Source organism: Nitrosomonas sp. Nm51, assembly GCF_900111165.1.
GTDB lineage: Bacteria > Pseudomonadota > Gammaproteobacteria > Burkholderiales > Nitrosomonadaceae > Nitrosomonas.
Window position 1 is genome coordinate 15,080 of sequence record NZ_FOGH01000011.1, and the last position, 21,744, is coordinate 36,823.

The following is a 21,744-nucleotide window of genomic DNA, read 5'->3' on the forward strand; positions in this document are numbered from 1 at the left end:
GAATAGTTAATCAATTATTAATTTAATGTAAGGCCACCCGGCTTATAACATATAAATATTGTAAAAGTAATAATAGTTGCAGTATAGTACACATTTTTAATTTTTTGAGTGGGAGGAAGGAAAGAATGTTGACTTATGCGATTGTTATTTTTGCCATCGCGGCTATCGGCGGTGTTTTTATGGCTACCAAGGTATTTTCGGGGCAGTTGGCTCCCTGGCCGTTATCGATCGTACACGCGTTACTGGGTGCAACCGGCTTGATTATGCTGATTATAATGGTACTTGAGGGTTCTGCAGCGGGTGCGGTTACCGCGGCGCTTGGGTTGCTTGTGGTAGCAGCACTGGGCGGTTTTTATCTTGCTTCCTTGCATATGAAACAGGTTGTCGCCCCTAAAAATGTGGTTATTATCCATGCCGGCGTCGCAGTTGTCGGTTTTCTTATTCTGTTAAGTGTATTTTTGGGGCTATAAACAAACAGGAATAATGCCATGACACATCCCTTGCACCCTATATTGGTTCATTTTCCAATTGCCGCATGGTTTTTTGCGACAGCGGGCGATATCGCCAGCTTGTTTCTCGGAATGCAGGCAGGCTGGGCTGCCGGGGTGCTGCTGGTCATTGGCGTTGTCACGGCAATATTTGCCATGGTTGCGGGATTGCTGGAACTGGCAAAGATTGACCAGCAGAGCGACGCCATGAAAATTGCCAATCAGCATATGATGCTGGCTATGGTCAGCTGGTCGCTCTATTCAGTCAGCCTTTTTTTGCGCCTGGATGGAGCGGCGCTGGTACAGCCCAGCGGTGCCGCAATTCTTTTCTCAGTACTGGGATTTATATCCTTATGTGCTACAGGGTGGTATGGCGGCAGACTCGTTTTTGAACATGGAATAGGTGTCCGGAAAAAGCAGAGTGATTGACAAGGTTCTAAATTGGCCAGGGGGTGTCGTCAGCGGCATGCTGCCTACGGCTCATTCACTTACCAGCAATCCCACCGAAAAATTGTTAAATACCTCGGCTGCGTTCAGGCAGGGCTGGCCATCGATGCGCGTGCGGCTGATACGTTCACCGGTGAGAATGTTGCGATAGACTTGTGCCGGTGACGGCAGGGTGCCGGGTATTTCGATAAAGGTGTCTTGCCAGACAGATTTACCGATCGGCAGGCCGTTTTCTTCGGTTATCAGCGGCACGAATTCACGGGCTGCTGCTGCGATGATGGTTTGGCCCTCAAGACAGCGCGCGAATGCGCAGATATGATCGGCCTGCGGACCATGCGTAGCCAGACCGGTATAGCTGCCGTGCTGGAACAGTTGCGGATTCTGCCGGCGCAGCATGAGTGTTTTCCAGGTCAGGTAGAGCTTGGCGCGGCCGTTGTCAAGGTGTTTGAGGAGTTGCTGCGTAAAGCCGGGCAGATTTGCGCTGTTTTCAGATTCCCGGACAATCGTCTGCAGTATCTGGTTGCGTTGCCGGTAATCGACGGGACGGCGGTTGTCGGGATCGACCAGGCTGAACGCCCATAATTCATTACCCTGGTATATGTCAGGTATGCCTGGCACGGTCAGTTTCAGCAACGTTTGCGACAGGCTGTTAAACAGTCCGAAACGTGCGACGCGCTGTTGAAACGGCAGAAAGTCTGCAAGAAACGCATTGTGTTCGGGGTTTGCCGATAACAACGCGCCGACAAAATAGCGCACGGCCGTTTCATAATCTTCATTGGGATTGATCCAGGAGGTGTGCACTTTGGCTTCCTTGATCGCCTTGAGCGTATAAGCCTCGATACGCTGCCGCAGCGATTCCAGCGCGTCCCCGTCGTCAAACAGACTGTTGCCTTCCAGCGGCCATGCGCCGATCAGCGTCTGGTAAATCAGATATTCATCATTGCGCGAGGGTGCGCGCTCATGGTTAATCAACCGTTTTTTGTTGCGGTTCAGGCGGCTCCAGCGACCCAGATGCCGGTGCCATTCGTCCGGAATCTCGGATAATACGTTTATCCGCGCCCTGACATCTTCGCTGCGCTTGCTGTCGTGCGTCGAGGTGGCAACCATGGCATGCGGCCAGTGCGCCAGCCGCTGTTTGTTGGCTTGATGAAAGGCGGCAGCCGAGATACCGAATGCGCAGGGATTAAACCCGACATCGTTGAGCGAAGCCAGCCGGTTGTAAATATATAACGCAGTGTCTTCAAGCCCCTTGGCCATGACGGGCGCGGTATACTGCTGGAATTTCAGCACAAATTGTATAATGCTGCGCCGCACGCCCGCGCTGTATTCGTTCAGATGCGCCAGCGTCAGCAGCTGTCCGATAAAATCAAGAATCAGGATATCGGCTGCCGGACTGTGTTTCTTTGCCTGTGCGATCGCCCATTGCACATAGCGCAAATCCTCTTCACTGATCTGTAAGGCAGTGATATATGTGCGGTAAACCGGAAAGCAGGCGACTATCTCGCCCAGAGCGTCGCGTAACGCCTGATAAGTAAAGTCACGGGTACGGCGGTCGGTTTGCGCAATATGACTGAGCAGGTTAGCCAGCACCGACAGTTCGCTTGACAGCATCCGAAGCGTAATCAGTTTCTTACGGTCATGCAGCAACCCTTCAAAACCCAGACTCATACCGATGAAGCGGGTGTAGATGCGGTTGATATGACGCTCCGACTGTTGCCGGACAAAAACGCCGTTGAGTTGAAACGCCGCCTCATACCCTGTAGTACCGCTGACAGGCCAGTCAGACGGCAGGTGTTCGAAATTCGCCAGAATCTTTTCAATCCACAAGCCGAAATATTTACTGTTTGTGTCCGGTTCAAGTTGCGTTTCCTGGCGGATTAGCTGCTGCAAATGGTGGTAGTAGGCGCAGGGGTCGGACAAGCCGTCCGGGTGATCGATGCGCAGGCCGTTGATTTGACCGTCACGCATCATTTGCCGGATAAGCTGATGCGTGACATCGAACACTTCGTTGTTCTCCATCCGCAGAGCGGCCAGTTCGTTGATATCAAAAAAACGCCGGTAGTTGATTTCTTCGGTCGCCACCTTCCAGTATGACAACCGGTAGGCCTGTGCTTCAAGCAGGTGATGCAGCCGGTCAAAGCTGCCGGATTGCGCAACATCGCCGTTAAATTCAGCCAGATTAGCCTGTATGAAGCCGTGCGCCTGGGGATGTTTTGCATAAAGATCGGCCAAATGACGCTTGCATGCCTGCGCGCTTTGCCGGCGGTACTGACGCAGGCTGGCTGAGAGATCGCTACGGGCGGGCAGGGATTTGCAGGCTGCAATGACGACAGTGAGCGCTTCAAACAGTCTTTGATCTTTGTCGTCTTGTTGCGCCAACTGGTCAAGATGGAGGTTCAGAATGTGCGGGTAAGTGCGCGGATCGATAGGAAACAAATGTTCGTAATAACGCACATTAAACACACCGTTCTCACTGTCGAATTCAAGTTTCAGTTCGCCGCTTTCAAGCACCGAGCCGTAATGATCACCAAGAAAAGGCAGCAGAATTTTATTGTGCAGCGCCGGGTTAGCGGGGTGCCAGTCGATATCGAAATAAGCCGCGTAAACCGATGACTGGCCATTTTCCAGTACGTCCAGCCACCAGCTGTTGTCATCGCCGCCAACACCCATATGGTTTGGCACAATGTCAACAATCTGTCCCATGCCGTAATGGTGAAGCCGTTCAATATAGGCATTATATTCGGCTTCGGTACCGATTTCCGGATTCAGCGCGTTATGGTCGACGATATTATAACCATGCAGGCTGCCTGCGCGCGCTTTGAGGAATGGCGAAGCATATACATGGCTGATGCCCAGCGTATGCAAATACGCGATCATGTCCGCGGCATCGGCAAACGTGAATGCATGGTTAAACTGCAAACGGTAGGTAGCGCTTGGCATGCTGGATGGATTCATGGCTCGGACTCTTCGTTAAGGCACCATATTACAGACCAGGACGGCAGAGCGCCTGCATTGTTCTGCTCGCGATTATTGTGTTGCGTGGTGTACAAAATGGCATTTGCAGAAATATTGCAACCGTTAAATGCTTCATCGCCAAAATTCGCATAGACTGACAATCGCGTATCATCGGCCAGTACCCAGTATGCGTACAGTGTATGCGCGTTAAGTTGCTTGAACCCTGCCGACCGCCGCTCCATATCGCGCAAACGTGGAATAATTTCGCGGTGGCGCAAAGCAAGCAGCTCACGATACAGTTTCAGCCAGGATGCATGCGCGGGGCGGCCACAGTCCGTCCAGTTCAGCACGGCCTGAAGAAATGTGTTTTCATTCATTGGATCGGGTATACGCGCAAGTGCATCGGGGTTGCTGAATTCTGGAAAACGGGCGAATTCCTCGCGGCGGCCGTTGACCACCGCGTCAGCCAGGTCCGGGCCAAAATCGCAAAAGAACGGAAATGGCTGGCGGCAGCCCCATTCTTCGCCCATAAACAGCAGCGGTGGTGACGGTGCGAGCAGTAATAGCGCAGTTGCGGCATGGACCTGCGCCGGGGATGCGAGCGACTGGATGCGCTCACCAAAAGCACGGTTACCTACCTGGTCATGATTCTGCAGAAAGGACACGAAAGCTGTCGATGGCAAATGGCGGCTTGTTTCGCCGCGGGGTTCGCCGTCCCGGTAAGGGGAACTCTCGCCCTGATAGGCAAACCCTTCCGTCAAACAGCGTCCCAGCTGGAATATTGGGTTTTGCGCATAATCCATGTAATAGCCGCCGGTTTCACCGGTCAGCAATACATGCAGCGCATGGTGTATATCATCATTCCATTGTGCAGTATATGTGCGCGGCTTGTGAGCGGCGTCACGCGCGAGATAACGCGCCGCGTTATGGTCGTTTTCCAGAATCAGATGAATATGACGCCTGCCGGAAAAAGCCGTCTGGATCCGTTGCGACAATTCGGTCAGGATATCCGGCTGCGAATCGTCCATAATGGCATGTACGGCGTCTAAACGTAAACCGTCAACATGGTATTCCTCCAGCCAGTATAGTGCGTTGTGGATAAAAAACTGCCGCACCCAGTGACTGTGTTCGTCGTCGAAATTAATTGCAGCGCCCCAGGGAGTACGGTGTTTTTCTGTGAAGAACTGCGGCGCGTATAGATGCAGATAATTTCCTTCCGGTCCGAAGTGGTTATATACCACGTCCAGAAACACCATCATATTGCGCGCATGCGCCGCATCAACCAGCGCTTTCAGATCGTCGGGCCTGCCGTACCGGCTGTCGGGTGCAAATAAATAGGTGCCGTCGTAACCCCAGTTGCGCTTGCCGGGAAAATCGGCGACGGGCATCAGTTCAACTGCGGTAATACCCAGATCCATCAGATAATCGAATTTTTCCAGCGCCCCGGCGAAATTGCCGTCAGGCGTAAAACTGCCGACATGCAACTCGTAAATAACGGTTTCTTCCCAGGGACGTCCCATCCAGTGCGCATCCTGCCAATGCCACCCGGCGGAATCAATGACTTCGCTCGGCCCGTGCACATCTTCCGGTTGAAAGCGCGAGGCCGGGTCCGGTATGCGTTTGTCGCCGTCAATACGAAAGCGGTAACAGGTGCCGGGCCGGGCTGAAGTTGTCGTGACTTCAAACCAGCCATCGGTTAGCGCGGTCATCGGCACGGTTTCTTCCGCAATGCTGTGTTTTAAACAAACATCGACCGACCGCGCAGCAGGCGCCCAGAGCCGGAAGCGCACCCCTTCTTCATCCTGCAGTTCAGCGCCAAACGGCATGTGATAAGGGGTATTGTCGGACATATGATATATTTATCAAAAATGACGGAATTCCTGATTCAGACTGGAACCGGACAGCTCGATGCGGTCTTGTGACTCATATAACAATGAGACCATCAATGCCAGATATTCACGCAGATGGCGGGTAATGAGAAAATTGTCGCGCACAAAAACCCTGGCTTTCTCGCCCATTTCATGAATTTTTTCAGTCTGGTACAACAGATACCGGATACGCAGGGCGACACCTTCAGGCGTGTTCGCCAGAAAACCGGTATGATGATCGATCACCTGTAATCGTATCCCGCCCACATCGCCGCCGATTACCGGCTTGCCTTTCCACATCGCTTCAGTGACAGTCAGGCCGAAACCTTCACGAACCGACTTCTGCAACACGATATCCGCTGCACGCTGCAGCGCATTTATTTCCAGATGCGCATCAGACGGCAACAACAGAATATGAATGTCGGACGCGCCTTTCGCGGCTTCCTTTACTTCACTGAGCACGGCGCTTCCTTCAGGATCGTCTGTCGCTTCACCGCCAGCCAGCACCAACTGAATTGACGGCAGATATTTTTTGGCAAGTTTGTAGGCCTCAATTACTCCGACCGGATCCTTAAAACGGTCAAAACGGGACACCTGCAGTACCAGCGGACGTTCGGGATCCAGTTTGTATTTTTCATAAACCTGCTGAACCGCGCCGTGCTTCAATTCAATATTTTTATCGCTGAGCGGATCGATGCTGGGTGGTATCAGATAAATCGGGTTTGGCAGTTCATGGGCGAACGCAGCCAAAGAAAAAATGCTGGCGTCATACGGCGAAATGAACTTACGCAGGTATTTCCAGACAGGCCGGTAAGGATGGCTGGCGTCAATATGGCAACGCCAGATCCATTTGCCTTTGCGATTTGGAAAATGCTGTAATAACGCAGCCGGCTGCGGATCGTGAATAAAAACAAAATCCGCTTCCGTGAGCAATTCCCGCAGTGATTCGGCATTCTCGGCATTGGTTCTTTCATAAACCGCCAGCAACTGATCGCTCAGGTGAATCTGATTACCCTGTAATGTATTATGCATGCCTTTGGTGCATTCAAAAAACTGACTCTCTCCGGTAATCACTTCCCAGCGCGCATCAATACCGAGTTCCTGCATCAGCGGTATCATTTTGGTCAGAATCTCAGCGACGCCGCCGCCAACACGTGTCGAATTGACATGCACGACTTTCGCGCCGGAAAAAGGCGCTGCAAGCTGGCGCAAATGCTCAATTACATCGTGACCGGTGATTTGTGCATAATCATCGAGAAAGCTCATGAGTCCCTCTTTAGGAAATGTGTCTTAAATAAATGCGCAAGTTGTGCGCGTAATTCGGTAAGACTGCCAAAATAGGGATCAATGCCCGCAATATGCTCTCTCAATGTATTAAAATCCGCACCAAATCCGGCCAGCCAGTCACTGAAATCATCACAGCGGTGCAGCGTGCGCCGGCGCGCATCGATAAAGTGATAAAAAATACTGCTGGTTGAGAATTGTTCAATGGCCGACGCCAGCTCAGATGGTTGCTGTAAACACCAGGCGGTATCGAACACAATGATTTGCGACCGGATAAATTCAAATTGCTGTGTGGCGCGCATCCAGAGCAGTCCCTCATATTCATCCAGACGCATGTCGATCAACTCAATGATTTCATGGCGTAACGACTCAAGATCCAAAAAATCAGTCGGGTCCAGCGCGGCAAGCCGCTCTGCCAGAATTGCGTCGTGGATACCATGCCGGACCCAGCCGGCAAAATCGTTGTTATATTCGCGCTCTTCAAAGCGCGCCTGCAAAAGACCGCCCCAGTAATGATGATAAATGCTGGATTCATCGATTTGCGTAATTTCATTTCTGAACTCCTGCAGCATGCGTGCCCGTCTGCCGGTCGCCAGCGCAACCAGTGCGCAATCTTTAATAAAAAAAGGACCGGGACGGTTTATGGAATCTGAAGCTGTGTTTGCAGAAGCAGCGTCAGGCGTTGTCATAGGATTCCCCTTTTTGTTATCGCATTACACCGGATCGGGCACATGGCGATGACGCAGGTGCCGCAATGTTTTTAAGGAGCCGCGAATAAATAAGTGTTACAGTTATTTATGAACGACTCCTAAGCATAATGCAAATACGCCGCTTGTCAAACCCGCGGTTCAAATTCAGGCGGCTCACACAGCGTTTTGTCCGGCTGCCGGTCAAACGGTTACTGTTACAGCTTACAGCCAGACCGTCATGCCCATCTCCAGTGGATGGGTCAATAAACTATGATATGGATATGTACGAATAAAATATTCCTGTTTGCCGCACAGTTCAGGAGACAGTTTGAGCTCGAAGATATGTTCGTTTTGTTCCTGAATACCGGAATATTCAAAGCTAAAATGACTGAAATTTCTGAGCCGTGTTTTTTTATACTGCCGGCAAATCATCAGCTCCACGATCACATCCTCAGGTTTTAATCCATTCAGTCTGGCAGCGATTTTGAAATGCAGGGTTTCATTGAAGCAGGCCCGTGCACGGGGTATGTCAAGGCGGCGGATTTCAACGCCGTGCCATGCATTCCTGATACGGGTTTTCCATGCGGCGATTTCCCGCGCGCCAGAAAAATGATGCGCTGTATAGCGTTCATTCTGCCGGCTTGCCGGATGATAGAAATTTCTCAAATATTGTTCTACCATACGCGCCGCACTGAAACATGGCAGCAGTGATGCCATTGAATGTTTGGCCATTTTTACCCATTCAGGCGAATAACCGAACTTGCTGCGGTTGTAGTACAGCGGCACCACCTGGTCCTGCAGTATTTCGTACAATGCCTGGCTTTCTTCCCGGTCGCGCAGTGCAGCTTCCATATTTTCCGGTCCCGGTTTGATGGCCCAGCCATTATGACCATCGTACCCTTCTCCCCACCAGCCATCGAGGATACTCATGTTGATCGAACCATTGATACCGGCTTTGATGCCTGATGTGCCGCTGGCTTCCAGCGGATAAATCGGATTGTTGAGCCAGACATCCACGCCGGCGACCAGCCGCCTGGCAAGACGCAGATCGTAGCCTTCCACCAGCAGAAGCCTGCCCTGAAACTCCGGCATGTGCGCTATCTGGCTGATGCGCCGGATAAGATCCTGTCCCGGTTCATCGGCCGGATGCGCCTTTCCTGCAATAATCAGCAGCACCGGACGCTCTTCGTCAAGCATTATCTTGCGTAACCAGTCCAAATTCTCAAATAGTAATGCAGCGCGCTTGTAAGTTGCAAAACGGCGTGCAAAACCGATGGTTAATACATTGGGATTAACAGGATCGGTGAATTTCAGCAAGCGGTCGAGGTGTGCATCGGAACCGTGATTACGTGTATTTTGTTCGGTCAGTCGGTCCCGGATACCAAAAAGCATTTGTGATTTCAAGGATTGCCGGATGCTCCAGAACATGTGATCGGGAATATCATGAACCTGCTCCCAGAACGCCGAATCGCACATTTTATTGCGCCAGTTATACCCCAGAAAACGATCAAACAGATCGGACCATTCCTGTGCCAGAAAAGTCGGCACATGAACGCCGTTCGTGATATGGGTCATGGGATTTTCTTCCGGCTCGACCTGCGGCCATAAATCCTGGCAGATATTCGCTGATACACTGCCGTGTATTTTACTGACGCCGTTATGTGTGCGTGAGCCGCGTATAGCGAGCGCCGTCATGTTGAAATCCTTGTTGCCGGCGGTCTGGCCAAGCGCCATAAACGATTCGTGGGTAATATTCAGGTCGCGGTAAAAAGATTCGAAATAGTGCTGAATCATTTCTTCGCTGAAGTGGTCGTGTCCGGCGGGCACTGCCGTATGCGTGGTAAAGATCGTACTGGCTGCAACCGCCTCCAGCGCGCTGGCGAAATCGAGATCCTGGCGCATCAGAATACGAATGCGTTCAGGCATCATAAATGCGGCGTGGCCCTCATTGATGTGCCATATGGTCGGCCTGATTCCCATTTCGTGCAAGGCGCGCACACCGCCCATTCCCAGGATAATTTCCTGTTCTATACGCATGGTCTTGTCGCCGCCGTACAGTTTATGGGTGATGTTGCGGTCCTGCTGCGAATTTTCCGGCAGATCGGTATCCAGCAAATAAAGCGTGACGCGGCCGATTTTGACCGTCCATATCTTTACCGTGACCTGCCGGCCCGGCAATGCGGCTTTGATGCGTATTTCAGAGCCGTCGTCATGCAAGGCCGGCGACACCGGCAGATCATCAAATTCCGAATCGGTATAAATGGCGCGTTGATTTCCCTGATTATCGATTGTCTGATGAAAATAACCCTGGCGATAAAGCAGGCCTACAGCCACAAACGGCAGATGCAGATCGCTTGCCGCTTTGCAGTGATCGCCGGCAAGAATACCGAGGCCACCGGAGTATATGGGCAGGCTTTCATGAAAACCGAATTCAAAACAGAAGTAAGCGATTTGGTCTTTCGGTCGCAAACCGTTGGTCTTCTCCTGTTGCGACGGCTCGTATAAGTAGGAATCAAACGTCGATAAAATGCTGTCGTAGGTCGTCAGAAAAGTGGGATCTTCCGCCGCTTTCAGCAGTACAGATTCATCCGCGCGTTTGAGAAAAGCTTTTGGATTATGTCCAACAGCGCCCCAGAGGATAGGGTCCAGCCTGGAGAAAAGCATGCGCGTGGCGCGGTCCCAGCTGTACCAGAGATTATTGGCCAGTTCTTCCAGCCGCTCCAGCCGGGGTGGTATTTTAGGGTTGACGGTAATGGTATACGTGGTTTTAGAAAACATAAATCAATTTCCCAGATTAAGCAATGTCTCTAAACGAGAATCCGTAACATGTCATATTATTCTGATATATTCATAATTAAAATCGAAGGCGTGCGGTTTTCCCGCCTGCTCAAGAGACGTTTTTCGGATCCGCGTACAATCTCCGGGCGGCGTTTCCGGCACCCAGCAAGCTGATATCGGGATTGGTAATCACCTGTACCGGAATAGTCTTCATCAGGCTGGCAAACCGCCCTTTATCGCGAAATGCCTGCATAAAACCGCCGGTCCGGAGCGTATCGATGATTTTTGGCGCAATTCCTCCGGCAATATATACGCCATTTTTGCATAATCCTGCAAGTGCCAGATTGCCTGCGTAAGCACCGTAAATCTCGGCAAATAATTCCAGAGATTTGATTGCGGCCGGATGCTTCTGTTCGCTTGCAAGCGCTGTGACGGCCGCGCCACTGTCTTCATTCAGCTGAAACTGTGAAAAATCCGAATATTCCGCCTGGTTTTCCAGCAAAAAACTAAATATCTGCGTCAACCCGGCTCCGGACAACAAACGCTCAATTGATACGCGGTGAAACTTTTTTTGCATTCTCTCGAGCAATCGAATCTGTAACGCATTTGTCGGTGCAAAATCGATGTGACCGGCTTCCGTCGACAACGGTTGATAACCGTTATCCCGCCATGCGAGCCACGCCACGCCCATACCGGTACCCGCGCCGAGTATCACACGCATTGCTTCAGGCTGTGCGTTACCCGGTTGCAGCACCACCAGATCATCGGGCGTCAAACTATCGACCGCCATGGCAGCTGCTTCGAAATCATTTAACAGTTTAACACGGGAGATTGAAAACGCCCGTGCAATCTGCGCTGCATTCATTTGCCAGGGCAGGTTGGTCAGTTGCGCGCACTGGTCAACAACAGGTCCCGCCACTGCAAAACACGCAGCCGTCACGCTGCCTGTTTTGTCAGCACCGTTTTCATTCAGAAAATCGCAAAGCATGTCAGAAAATGCGCGATAATCACTGCTGTGGTACCGCCGTACTACACTGTGCCCGCAAGTGTCCGCATCAACACATTCGGCCATTTGCAACAGGGTTTTGGTGCCGCCTATATCGCCATATATAACGTATTTTTGCATTTGTTTATATTCGCCCGCCGCTCAGATAAATTCAATAACGGGACAGCAGTGAATCATGCCGCACAGCATACCACAGCGCGCACTGCGAAATCATCAGACCGGCATATTAAACAATACCCTCTAATTCGAAAAATATTTATTTCAAAATCAATTGGATGAATCTTTTATGCAATTCGATTTTCAGAAAAAACGAAATCATCCGGCTGACGACGGTTTTTAAACTGGCTGCTAGTGCTCTTTCAACTTGATATTGCCATGTACAGCGTTACCGTGGTGCTTTGCAACAAGGCGCAGTGCGCAGGAAAGGGCTATTCCCTTTTCAAGCTGGACTGCCTGTGCGGCAGCGAACCGTTGAGTTTTCTCAGATAGTTCGAGTCTGTCTTTCTAAGCTGCCTGTGCGGCAGCGAACATAAAATCCGTGATATTTCCGTGAAACATTGCTTTCTAAGCTGCCTGTGCGGCAGCGAACTCGTTGAAGACAACCCCTTGCTGGTTGTCGGCTTTCTAAGCTGCCTGTGCGGCAGCGAACAACCCGCCAGTAAACCTGGACTACGAGAGCCCTTTCTAAGCTGCCTGTGCGGCAGCGAACAAACAACACGTCCCCAGCGACTATTTACCGCTTTTCTAAGCTGCCTGTGCGGCAGCGAACTCTCGTATCGATCTCACCGCCAACTTTGCAACTTTCTAAGCTGCCTGTGCGGCAGCGAACAAAAGCAGCTAATCCTTGCCCACGAAGTATTTTTTCTAAGCTGCCTGTGCGGCAGCGAACGGGGACAGGGTTATTGGGGATGATCCACACTCTTTCTAAGCTGCCTGTGCGGCAGCGAACAAAGTTGTACACCAGTCCCGTCCAAAACTATATTTCTAAGCTGCCTGTGCGGCAGCGAACTGAATCTGATCGAACGATCGTACTCACGCGCCTTTCTAAGCTGCCTGTGCGGCAGCGAACGGCGACAGCGATCGGTACGAACAGCTGTCAATTTTCTAAGCTGCCTGTGCGGCAGCGAACAATGACGTGTAAACTATCTTGTCTGTTGCTACTTTCTAAGCTGCCTGTGCGGCAGCGAACTTCTAAATGACTAATCATCCCAACCGCAGACGTTTCTAAGCTGCCTGTGCGGCAGCGAACCCTGTGTTGTCACTGATTAAATCTATTCCAGTTTTCTAAGCTGCCTGTGCGGCAGCGAACCGACATGTCTGTGTCTCCAGTCGTTGCAGCCTTTTCTAAGCTGCCTGTGCGGCAGCGAACTGATGCAGACAGACCCGGAAATAAACTATTCCTTTCTAAGCTGCCTGTGCGGCAGCGAACGACTTGTCCCCAGAGTGTCCAAAACATCTCGGTTTCTAAGCTGCCTGTGCGGCAGCGAACTCAGCAATGAAAGCCGTGCATGACTCGATGCATTTCTAAGCTGCCTGTGCGGCAGCGAACTGTCCGCGCGATGACTGCACCGGGTGCAGATTTTTCTAAGCTGCCTGTGCGGCAGCGAACTCTAATTTTCCAGGTGCGCCACGGAATATAGCTTTCTAAGCTGCCTGTGCGGCAGCGAACATATATGTCTTGTTTTATTTGTATCTATCACATTTCTAAGCTGCCTGTGCGGCAGCGAACCAGACAATTGACCAGGTTTCGTTTGTCGTCCTTTTCTAAGCTGCCTGTGCGGCAGCGAACAAATCCTGAATGTCCGGTCGTCGGTTGTGACCTTTCTAAGCTGCCTGTGCGGCAGCGAACCTGTACGTTTACCGGTTTTGAAGTTGGCAAACTTTCTAAGCTGCCTGTGCGGCAGCGAACCGCGTCTTTGATTTACGCGAATATCAGAAGCTTTTCTAAGCTGCCTGTGCGGCAGCGAACGCCCGCCGGGGAAACTGTTGCGAAATTAACGCTTTCTAAGCTGCCTGTGCGGCAGCGAACGGGTGGTGGATACGTATTCACAACGGCGGTTCTTTCTAAGCTGCCTGTGCGGCAGCGAACTTGTAAAATCTGGCACTTTACCCTTTAGATAATTTCTAAGCTGCCTGTGCGGCAGCGAACTATTCTCGCCCGGTACAATGAATTTACCCTTGTTTCTAAGCTGCCTGTGCGGCAGCGAACGACAACGCGACGCACGGCACTAACGGCTAAGCTTTCTAAGCTGCCTGTGCGGCAGCGAACCCTTATACGTTTGTGTGCCAGCTTGGTATCTCTTTCTAAGCTGCCTGTGCGGCAGCGAACATCCCCGAATTGACTTGGACGGATTCGTTTGCTTTCTAAGCTGCCTGTGCGGCAGCGAACTAGTAAGTTGTTTTTAATTTTAAAATGTTTTATTTCTAAGCTGCCTGTGCGGCAGCGAACCTTTACCTTGTCGCGTAGCTGCTTACGTATATTTTCTAAGCTGCCTGTGCGGCAGCGAACAATCCTCAATCCTTGGGCGGTATCTCTATTGATTTCTAAGCTGCCTGTGCGGCAGCGAACCATGTACAGACGACAGCGATCCGTTGTTCGACTTTCTAAGCTGCCTGTGCGGCAGCGAACTAAAAACGGCTGTCGAGGGTGTTATTTCCACTGTTTCTAAGCTGCCTGTGCGGCAGCGAACCCGTGAGTCAGCTCTTCTGTAATACCACGTTCTTTCTAAGCTGCCTGTGCGGCAGCGAACATCCGCATCTTCATGCCATTCTTTGAAAGATTTTTCTAAGCTGCCTGTGCGGCAGCGAACACCAGCTTTTTTATGAGCAGATCAGACAGAACTTTCTAAGCTGCCTGTGCGGCAGCGAACCAGACAAGTCTAGCATGGGCAATCTGTCGAACTTTCTAAGCTGCCTGTGCGGCAGCGAACAGTAGAATCAGAATCGATCAACAAGAGGGTATTTTCTAAGCTGCCTGTGCGGCAGCGAACGTACTTGTTGCATATGGCCGCAATATATCCAATTTCTAAGCTGCCTGTGCGGCAGCGAACGGAAAATTATCTTTGTTAATTAACAATTCTTCTTTCTAAGCTGCCTGTGCGGCAGCGAACATGAAGATGAATGGGTTGACGGATTGACAATCTTTCTAAGCTGCCTGTGCGGCAGCGAACATATGGACGGCTCATCATTGATGACGGAGAAATTTCTAAGCTGCCTGTGCGGCAGCGAACTCGGTCTTCGCGGGTTCTGCGGCTTTCTTTTCTTTCTAAGCTGCCTGTGCGGCAGCGAACTGCCCGGCACAATCACCGGCGCGTCCATCAGTTTTCTAAGCTGCCTGTGCGGCAGCGAACCTGACGTATCATCTATGCCAGTAGTGCCGACCTTTCTAAGCTGCCTGTGCGGCAGCGAACAATTTTTCGAGCCTCGCAATTTCATCGTCATCTTTCTAAGCTGCCTGTGCGGCAGCGAACATATTTTTCCGCTGATAGTCGTGGCAATTACCTTTCTAAGCTGCCTGTGCGGCAGCGAACAAGAAGAAACTAACCCGCAAGTCAAAATGAAATTTCTAAGCTGCCTGTGCGGCAGCGAACCAGAATAACATGTTCGGTTCTGGCTACGGTCCTTTCTAAGCTGCCTGTGCGGCAGCGAACATTTTACTGGAATTGGTGCCCTTTCTTCTTTCTTTCTAAGCTGCCTGTGCGGCAGCGAACCGGGCGTGGCTTACAAAATAAATGTATAAGTCTTTCTAAGCTGCCTGTGCGGCAGCGAACCTGATCGTTTGACAAATTGTCTGCAATTAAACTTTCTAAGCTGCCTGTGCGGCAGCGAACGTTTCCCCAGGGAACATAATAAAACTTGTGCGTTTCTAAGCTGCCTGTGCGGCAGCGAACTCAGCAAATTCCGGTTGGGTTTTTTGTACCACTTTCTAAGCTGCCTGTGCGGCAGCGAACGCTTCAAGTATTTTGACAGCTGAATATAAGATATTTCTAAGCTGCCTGTGCGGCAGCGAACTTTTGTGTGCGGGGTTGTGCCATAGATGAACTTTTCTAAGCTGCCTGTGCGGCAGCGAACTTTTCATCGTTGTGTTTTGCTACGCGTGCCATTTTCTAAGCTGCCTGTGCGGCAGCGAACGCTACGATCACTCACCAACTACTTTTAAATGTTTTCTAAGCTGCCTGTGCGGCAGCGAACTATTTCGCCGCCGAGTTTTTGCGCATTGCCTTTTTCTAAGCTGCCTGTGCGGCAGCGAACGTGACTCCGGAAGTTTGGGTTTGTCTTCGCATTTTCTAAGCTGCCTGTGCGGCAGCGAACTTGTGAGAAGCAGCATGGTAAAATATCTGTGTTTTCTAAGCTGCCTGTGCGGCAGCGAACTCGCATATTTGTCCGAGCTGGTAAGGCCAAGATTTCTAAGCTGCCTGTGCGGCAGCGAACCGTGTTATGCGCGCGCCGGGGTTTTATCACAATTTCTAAGCTGCCTGTGCGGCAGCGAACTACCTGTAAAGGTCCGTGTTCATGCTGCTGCATTTTCTAAGCTGCCTGTGCGGCAGCGAACCCACCGGAGACGGGCGGACAGTCGGCGGCTATTTTCTAAGCTGCCTGTGCGGCAGCGAACTCTCAGGGCAGATTGAAACAATATATTGATCTTTTCTAAGCTGCCTGTGCGGCAGCGAACTAGCTAGTTCCCCACCTTCCGCGTAAATATTCTTTCTAAGCTGCCTGTGCGGCAGCGAACAGCACGCGTTTTTTGGTGGCCGGATAGAAATATTTCTAAGCTGCCTGTGCGGCAGCGAACCTTGAAATTGACAAGGCTGGACGGCGCGGGCGTTTCTAAGCTGCCTGTGCGGCAGCGAACTTTTGTAATTTTATACGAGTAGTCTTGCCTTCTTTCTAAGCTGCCTGTGCGGCAGCGAACTTGAAATTGACAAGGCTGGACGGCGCGGGCGCTTTCTAAGCTGCCTGTGCGGCAGCGAACATTTTTTAGCCGTCTACGATAAATACGGGAAATTTCTAAGCTGCCTGTGCGGCAGCGAACAAAATGATCATAGGAATAATGCCGCGATACGTTTTCTAAGCTGCCTGTGCGGCAGCGAACTTCATCGGGTTACTTATTGTGTCGCTGATGGCTTTCTAAGCTGCCTGTGCGGCAGCGAACTGATCCATTCTTTAATCGTGCCAATTTCATTATTTCTAAGCTGCCTGTGCGGCAGCGAACGGGACGGCTGTTATTAATGTGATGCTCATTTTTTTCTAAGCTGCCTGTGCGGCAGCGAACAGCAGCTAATGATGCAACGGCGATGGCTTTCATTTCTAAGCTGCCTGTGCGGCAGCGAACGTAACACTACGTCATAACCGGCGGCTTCGAGCTTTCTAAGCTGCCTGTGCGGCAGCGAACCCATAAATTGTAGATGATCACAAACACCCCTGTTTCTAAGCTGCCTGTGCGGCAGCGAACGTGAATTCAATAAGTTGCCCGGCTCCATCACTTTTCTAAGCTGCCTGTGCGGCAGCGAACTTGACAATCGTCTTGACTATCGGCGGGTCAACTTTCTAAGCTGCCTGTGCGGCAGCGAACGATATTCTATAGTGTACGTTGGAAAAGTCGCTTTTCTAAGCTGCCTGTGCGGCAGCGAACTATTGAATTCACAGCCGAATATATATGCCGAATTTCTAAGCTGCCTGTGCGGCAGCGAACGGCACGTTCCCGCTTTATGACGCTCCAGTGATTTTCTAAGCTGCCTGTGCGGCAGCGAACTTTGCAATTGTTTTAAGTATGCTGGTTTTTTGTTTCTAAGCTGCCTGTGCGGCAGCGAACATCCAAGCTTGATGACTTTTTCTTGCCCATTTTTTCTAAGCTGCCTGTGCGGCAGCGAACTTTCATCTTGCTCATAATAGCCTTCATCACCCTTTCTAAGCTGCCTGTGCGGCAGCGAACCAACATCATTCTCATTCGTGCCCGGCATGCTTTTTCTAAGCTGCCTGTGCGGCAGCGAACGATTAACAAGTTTTATAAACCTAAACTAGAGGTTTCTAAGCTGCCTGTGCGGCAGCGAACTGAGCCGCTGCTCGTTTTTCCAATTCTGAATCTTTCTAAGCTGCCTGTGCGGCAGCGAACTTATCCTCATTCCTTCCGCTGTGGAGCCATAATTTCTAAGCTGCCTGTGCGGCAGCGAACTTGCCGGCAATAAAGAAATCGGAGGCGTGAACTTTCTAAGCTGCCTGTGCGGCAGCGAACGGTTGATTCTAGCGGATACAAAGACTGTACTTTTTCTAAGCTGCCTGTGCGGCAGCGAACAATCCAGTATTATCGCTGGAAAAAATTTAATGTTTCTAAGCTGCCTGTGCGGCAGCGAACAGAAACGAGCTGCTGGCACGGAATCTGCTGTCTTTCTAAGCTGCCTGTGCGGCAGCGAACTGACCAAAACCGGGCTGCTGAATAATCTGATCTTTCTAAGCTGCCTGTGCGGCAGCGAACATGACGGAGTGTATAACTCTGACGGCACTAACTTTCTAAGCTGCCTGTGCGGCAGCGAACGGACGGCACATATACACAATGATAGTCGCTTTTTTCTAAGCTGCCTGTGCGGCAGCGAACGAAACCCCGCAACACTTTGATTTTTCTGTGGCTTTCTAAGCTGCCTGTGCGGCAGCGAACTGGAGAACGAACATCTCCGTCTGATTTGAGACTTTCTAAGCTGCCTGTGCGGCAGCGAACCGCGTGCAACGCGACCAGGACAGACACTATTGTTTCTAAGCTGCCTGTGCGGCAGCGAACTCCGTGTATGGATTCCTAGGTGAATCGTATTCTTTCTAAGCTGCCTGTGCGGCAGCGAACGTTGTAGCAGCCGAAACCCGCATCAGCTTAGCTTTCTAAGCTGCCTGTGCGGCAGCGAACAAAGCTGACTGTCTGGAAGCACAACAAAAAAATTTCTAAGCTGCCTGTGCGGCAGCGAACTTTATTCCGGTCCTTGCGCGGCACGTGCAAAGTTTCTAAGCTGCCTGTGCGGCAGCGAACCTTCGCACGGCGTGTTCACTATGCGCGTTGTTTTTCTAAGCTGCCTGTGCGGCAGCGAACAAGCTGGTTACCCTCGCAATGAAAATGGATTCTTTCTAAGCTGCCTGTGCGGCAGCGAACATCCAGGTACCATGACATATCTTGTGGGCATCTTTCTAAGCTGCCTGTGCGGCAGCGAACTTATTGCTGCCGTTGCCGACCTCGCGTTGAAATTTCTAAGCTGCCTGTGCGGCAGCGAACGAAATCAATCACCCTACCAATTCCATCAAGCTTTTCTAAGCTGCCTGTGCGGCAGCGAACGAGTTATTGGTGATGACCCGCATTCCGTAAAATTTCTAAGCTGCCTGTGCGGCAGCGAACCTGAAGTATAACACTCAGAAAATGATAAACAACAATCGCTTAACATGAAATCAGCGGAAATACCTAAAATTTTTCCGTCATCAATAAGCATCTGATTTCATATACATTGTTAAAGAGCGAGAAAAAATAGGTATAAAATCACGAATAATCCGACAACAGTTCCCGGCACCATCCCGGAATAGATACTTGATTTAACTCAAGACATCCGTTGCGTATCGCGCCTATTTGCTGAAACGGACTATCCGCACGAGAGTTATCCAGTATGGACACATGATCACATAACGGTAAAACCTGTTTGACCAATTGCAATACCCTGGGAATCCGTGCTTTAACTTTATCATCCGGTACAGTGTGACCGCCTTCGCTCATGCGTTGCGCAATACGCGCAAAATTGAGTTGCAGTTGTCCAAGATGAATAAAAACCAGCGCAATTTCATACTCCATTGCTTTTGCATTGGCAACAAAATCGATTTTGGAAGGATGAGAAAAAACGGTTTCAAAGCAGAATGTGCGCCCGTCTTGTAAAAGGTGCAAGCGAATGGTTTCAGTGATTTTAGCCGCTTCATAGCTGTGCTGCTCGGGTTGGTCGGGATGCAATTGCTTTGCCAGAATATCCGCATTCACAAACGGTATGCCGAACGATTCAAGCTGCAACCGGTAAAACGTGGTTTTCCCCGCGCCATTCCCGCCCGCAAGCAGCCAGAGCTGTTTTTCTTTTTTCAAGCGGTTTTTTCATTCAAGGGGATAAACTGACCTTTTTGAAACCGGCCTGTTGTGGTGTTACCTTCTCGATCAATACGATCCAGATAGCCCGGATGCTCTGATGAAGCCTGATAGCGGTGTGCGGCGGCTGTGACACGATTGGACAACGTTCCGTTTTTCCGCTTATTTTCCAGTGACTCAAAAACCGCATCCGGATCGACCGGTACGCCATAAACGGGTTCCACTTTTATTCTTGAAAGCCCCGACTTGACGGATAACATCACATCGGGATCAAGCGTATCCGCCACAGAGCGCCCAAGCTCCGCCCAGAACTCTATCTGTTCGGCAGTGCTTCGATGATGACGACTAGCTGCCAGCCCCGCCGCCTTCATCAATTCTTCTTGCAACCGAATGGGGGATGCGGATTTTGCCATTGTGCACCTCATTTAGTAAGATAAACAAATCAATTGTAGCAATCTGCTACAATTGTTCCGAATGATTTTCGTATCTATCCTTCAAAAAAGAGGCACGGGGCAATCATTGCTCAAGCCATAAGAACTGAATGCAGCCGTACCGGGCGCTACGTTAGTTTCTTTCATTGCGATGAATAATGGATAACGATTGCCATTGGTTTGACTGTTCAGGTAAATAAATGGGACTTTGCTATGTTGTACCTTCTTTTCGGCAAAAAATGCGAGTGCCTGTTCATAAGGAACACCCATTTTGCAGGCTCTTCGTCTGGCCAGGCGTTCGTGATTACTTTTGACTTGCTCCCGTTTGAAAAAGGCATAGCCAGTGATTTTATCGGCAGGTACCTCTTTAATGCTGGTTCGATGAATATAATCGTTCAGTCGATCGAAATACTTATCCATATTCAAAGCTTCCAGGTCAGGCTTTTCCAAAGCCAACAAACGCAGTTTGTTGCACAAACTCCTGCCTTCCTTACTGTATTTCGGGAAAGAAACACCGACTTTAGATTTGCCATTTTCCAATCGTTCTACCAAAACCAGGTGAAGTTGCTGGTAAAGTTTTTCCCAGAGAAAGTAGAGAGAAATTTCTTCACTGGGTATTAAAGTGATGTCTTGATAGTAGTTCATCCTTCTGAATCTCCACCAAATACGCCACCACGAATCAGATTAGCTACAACAAATTTCTGTTGATCTTCTTCAATATTTTTATCATTAATCCAATCTATCATCTGTGAATAAAAATCAATATCAGTGTGTCTGTAAGCGCGTCCATGTTGGGTAACCGAACCATAAGGTTCAATCGCAATCGGATTTTTATTCCCTGATTCAATATTTACAATTTCAGTTTTGTCCTTGCCTTCCGCCTTAATCAGCATTTTATTGCCATACCAAGTATCAATGGTCCGTATTGCATTGCCGATTTTGACATTATGCATGGCTGCACATTTATTTAACTGGAACAGCTTTTTCTTTTTCTCGCCCATGTTCATTTCCTGCGATGGATAGACATGTTGCCCCTTACCCAATTTGACATAGGCATTTACTTCTATAAGCACGAAAGTTTTGTCTCCGCCAAGCAAGCCTTTTTTGATTAAGCCTGCCAGTTTTTGTAACGATGGATTGTCTCTATTTTTATCAAAATCATTTAAAGAAAAATCATAGGCATTAATTTTGAAAAATTCTCCATCTTCTGCATGTGAAACATGAATTTCAACCTGTTCTGCGCAAACTCGGTTGCGCCATAAAAAACGGCCATTGGCAATGTTGCAGGCATAACGAAAAGCGAGCTCTTCTATGCCTATTGAATTTTTAAATGCCGTTACTTTTTCTTCAATTGCGCCCGCAAAATCTGGTTTGTTACAGGCAAATGGTTTGCCCAGGTTACCAACAATTCTTAGGGAGAAACTTACTTTTAGCGAATCTTTATCCATTGGTAAATTGGCATCATCATTATCTGACGAAACAGGGTTTGGTTTGGTTTTATCTACGTGTTTAATCCCAAACGCGCTTTGCGTTGAACGATTCTGCCTCGGTATTACCGGAATTGATTGCCAGTTATTTTCTTGTTCTTTTTCATCCCAATTTCCGGAAAACATCAACCCGTCAGAACATTCCAGCTTACGTTCAAAAGATAACATGCTGGGTAATGGTATTTTTTTATCGCTCATTTGTTTCTCCTTAGTGGA

The 21,744-nt window shown here is 50.0% G+C and carries 12 protein-coding genes and 1 CRISPR repeat array; of the genes, 2 read left to right on the plus strand and 10 right to left on the minus strand.

Translation table 11 applies throughout. The features are described 5' to 3' along the window. Positions 1–125 precede the first annotated feature (125 nt). Together BMY60_RS05855 and BMY60_RS05860 are read left to right on the plus strand one after the other, a co-directional pair. Positions 126–470 carry a hypothetical protein gene (locus BMY60_RS05855; RefSeq protein WP_090332102.1) on the plus strand — a complete coding sequence of 115 codons (345 nt, stop codon included), beginning with the start codon at positions 126–128 and terminating at the stop codon, positions 468–470. An 18-nt stretch (positions 471–488) separates the two neighbouring features. Then, positions 489–917, plus strand: a complete 429-nt coding sequence (locus BMY60_RS05860; protein ID WP_090332103.1) for a DUF2231 domain-containing protein — start codon at positions 489–491, stop codon at positions 915–917. A 51-nt stretch (positions 918–968) separates the two neighbouring features. Here BMY60_RS05860 and treY read toward each other — a convergent pair whose 3' ends face one another. From treY to csy3, 10 genes are all read right to left on the minus strand, one after another. Next, the gene (gene treY, locus BMY60_RS05865) at positions 969–3,890 is read right to left on the minus strand and encodes a malto-oligosyltrehalose synthase (protein WP_218141643.1); all 2,922 of its coding nucleotides are present in this window, start codon (positions 3,888–3,890) and stop codon (positions 969–971) included. Beyond that, positions 3,887–5,740: a malto-oligosyltrehalose trehalohydrolase gene (gene treZ, locus BMY60_RS05870; RefSeq protein ID WP_090332105.1), complete on the minus strand. Its 1,854-nt coding sequence runs from the start codon at positions 5,738–5,740 to the stop codon at positions 3,887–3,889. The genes treY and treZ overlap by 4 nt, the downstream gene beginning before the upstream one ends. 12 nt (positions 5,741–5,752) lie before the next feature. Continuing rightward, the gene (locus BMY60_RS05875; RefSeq protein WP_090332106.1) at positions 5,753–7,024 is read right to left on the minus strand and encodes a glycosyltransferase; all 1,272 of its coding nucleotides are present in this window, start codon (positions 7,022–7,024) and stop codon (positions 5,753–5,755) included. Next, the gene (locus BMY60_RS05880) at positions 7,021–7,731 is read right to left on the minus strand and encodes a DUF5752 family protein (RefSeq protein WP_090332108.1); all 711 of its coding nucleotides are present in this window, start codon (positions 7,729–7,731) and stop codon (positions 7,021–7,023) included. Before BMY60_RS05880 ends, BMY60_RS05875 begins: the two co-directional genes overlap by 4 nt. A 222-nt stretch (positions 7,732–7,953) precedes the next feature. Next, positions 7,954–10,509, minus strand: a complete 2,556-nt coding sequence (gene glgP, locus BMY60_RS05885; protein WP_090332110.1) for an alpha-glucan family phosphorylase — start codon at positions 10,507–10,509, stop codon at positions 7,954–7,956. A 109-nt stretch (positions 10,510–10,618) separates the two neighbouring features. After that, positions 10,619–11,635: a glucokinase gene (gene glk / locus BMY60_RS05890; protein ID WP_090332111.1), complete on the minus strand. Its 1,017-nt coding sequence runs from the start codon at positions 11,633–11,635 to the stop codon at positions 10,619–10,621. 321 nt (positions 11,636–11,956) lie between these two features. After that, positions 11,957–18,887: direct repeats of the CRISPR family, unit length 28 nt; unit sequence TTTCTAAGCTGCCTGTGCGGCAGCGAAC. 138 nt (positions 18,888–19,025) lie between these two features. Next, the gene (locus BMY60_RS05895; protein ID WP_090332113.1) at positions 19,026–19,610 is read right to left on the minus strand and encodes an ATPase; all 585 of its coding nucleotides are present in this window, start codon (positions 19,608–19,610) and stop codon (positions 19,026–19,028) included. Further along, positions 19,607–20,023: a TA system antitoxin ParD family protein gene (locus tag BMY60_RS05900; protein ID WP_090332114.1), complete on the minus strand. Its 417-nt coding sequence runs from the start codon at positions 20,021–20,023 to the stop codon at positions 19,607–19,609. Before BMY60_RS05900 ends, BMY60_RS05895 begins: the two co-directional genes overlap by 4 nt. A gap of 81 nt (positions 20,024–20,104) precedes the next feature. Further along, positions 20,105–20,686 (minus strand): type I-F CRISPR-associated endoribonuclease Cas6/Csy4, encoded by a 582-nt coding sequence (cas6f, locus tag BMY60_RS05905; protein ID WP_090332116.1) that lies wholly within the window; start codon positions 20,684–20,686, stop codon positions 20,105–20,107. After that, positions 20,683–21,726: a type I-F CRISPR-associated protein Csy3 gene (csy3, locus tag BMY60_RS05910; RefSeq protein WP_090332117.1), complete on the minus strand. Its 1,044-nt coding sequence runs from the start codon at positions 21,724–21,726 to the stop codon at positions 20,683–20,685. Before csy3 ends, cas6f begins: the two co-directional genes overlap by 4 nt. Between the last annotated feature and the right edge of the window lie 18 nt (positions 21,727–21,744).

Bases quoted from the DNA above. Each gene is read 5' to 3' on its own strand.
- BMY60_RS05880 (WP_090332108.1), bottom strand. From the start codon at position 7,731: ATGACAACGCCTGACGCTGCTTCTGCAAACACAGCTTCAGATTCCATA.
- cas6f (WP_090332116.1), bottom strand. From the start codon at position 20,686: ATGAACTACTATCAAGACATCACTTTAATACCCAGTGAAGAAATTTCT.
- treZ (WP_090332105.1), bottom strand. From the start codon at position 5,740: ATGTCCGACAATACCCCTTATCACATGCCGTTTGGCGCTGAACTGCAG.
- glk (WP_090332111.1), bottom strand. From the start codon at position 11,635: ATGCAAAAATACGTTATATATGGCGATATAGGCGGCACCAAAACCCTG.
- BMY60_RS05855 (WP_090332102.1), top strand. From the start codon at position 126: ATGTTGACTTATGCGATTGTTATTTTTGCCATCGCGGCTATCGGCGGT.
- csy3 (WP_090332117.1), bottom strand. From the start codon at position 21,726: ATGAGCGATAAAAAAATACCATTACCCAGCATGTTATCTTTTGAACGT.
- glgP (WP_090332110.1), bottom strand. From the start codon at position 10,509: ATGTTTTCTAAAACCACGTATACCATTACCGTCAACCCTAAAATACCA.
- BMY60_RS05900 (WP_090332114.1), bottom strand. From the start codon at position 20,023: ATGGCAAAATCCGCATCCCCCATTCGGTTGCAAGAAGAATTGATGAAG.
- treY (WP_218141643.1), bottom strand. From the start codon at position 3,890: ATGAATCCATCCAGCATGCCAAGCGCTACCTACCGTTTGCAGTTTAAC.
- BMY60_RS05875 (WP_090332106.1), bottom strand. From the start codon at position 7,024: ATGAGCTTTCTCGATGATTATGCACAAATCACCGGTCACGATGTAATT.
- BMY60_RS05860 (WP_090332103.1), top strand. From the start codon at position 489: ATGACACATCCCTTGCACCCTATATTGGTTCATTTTCCAATTGCCGCA.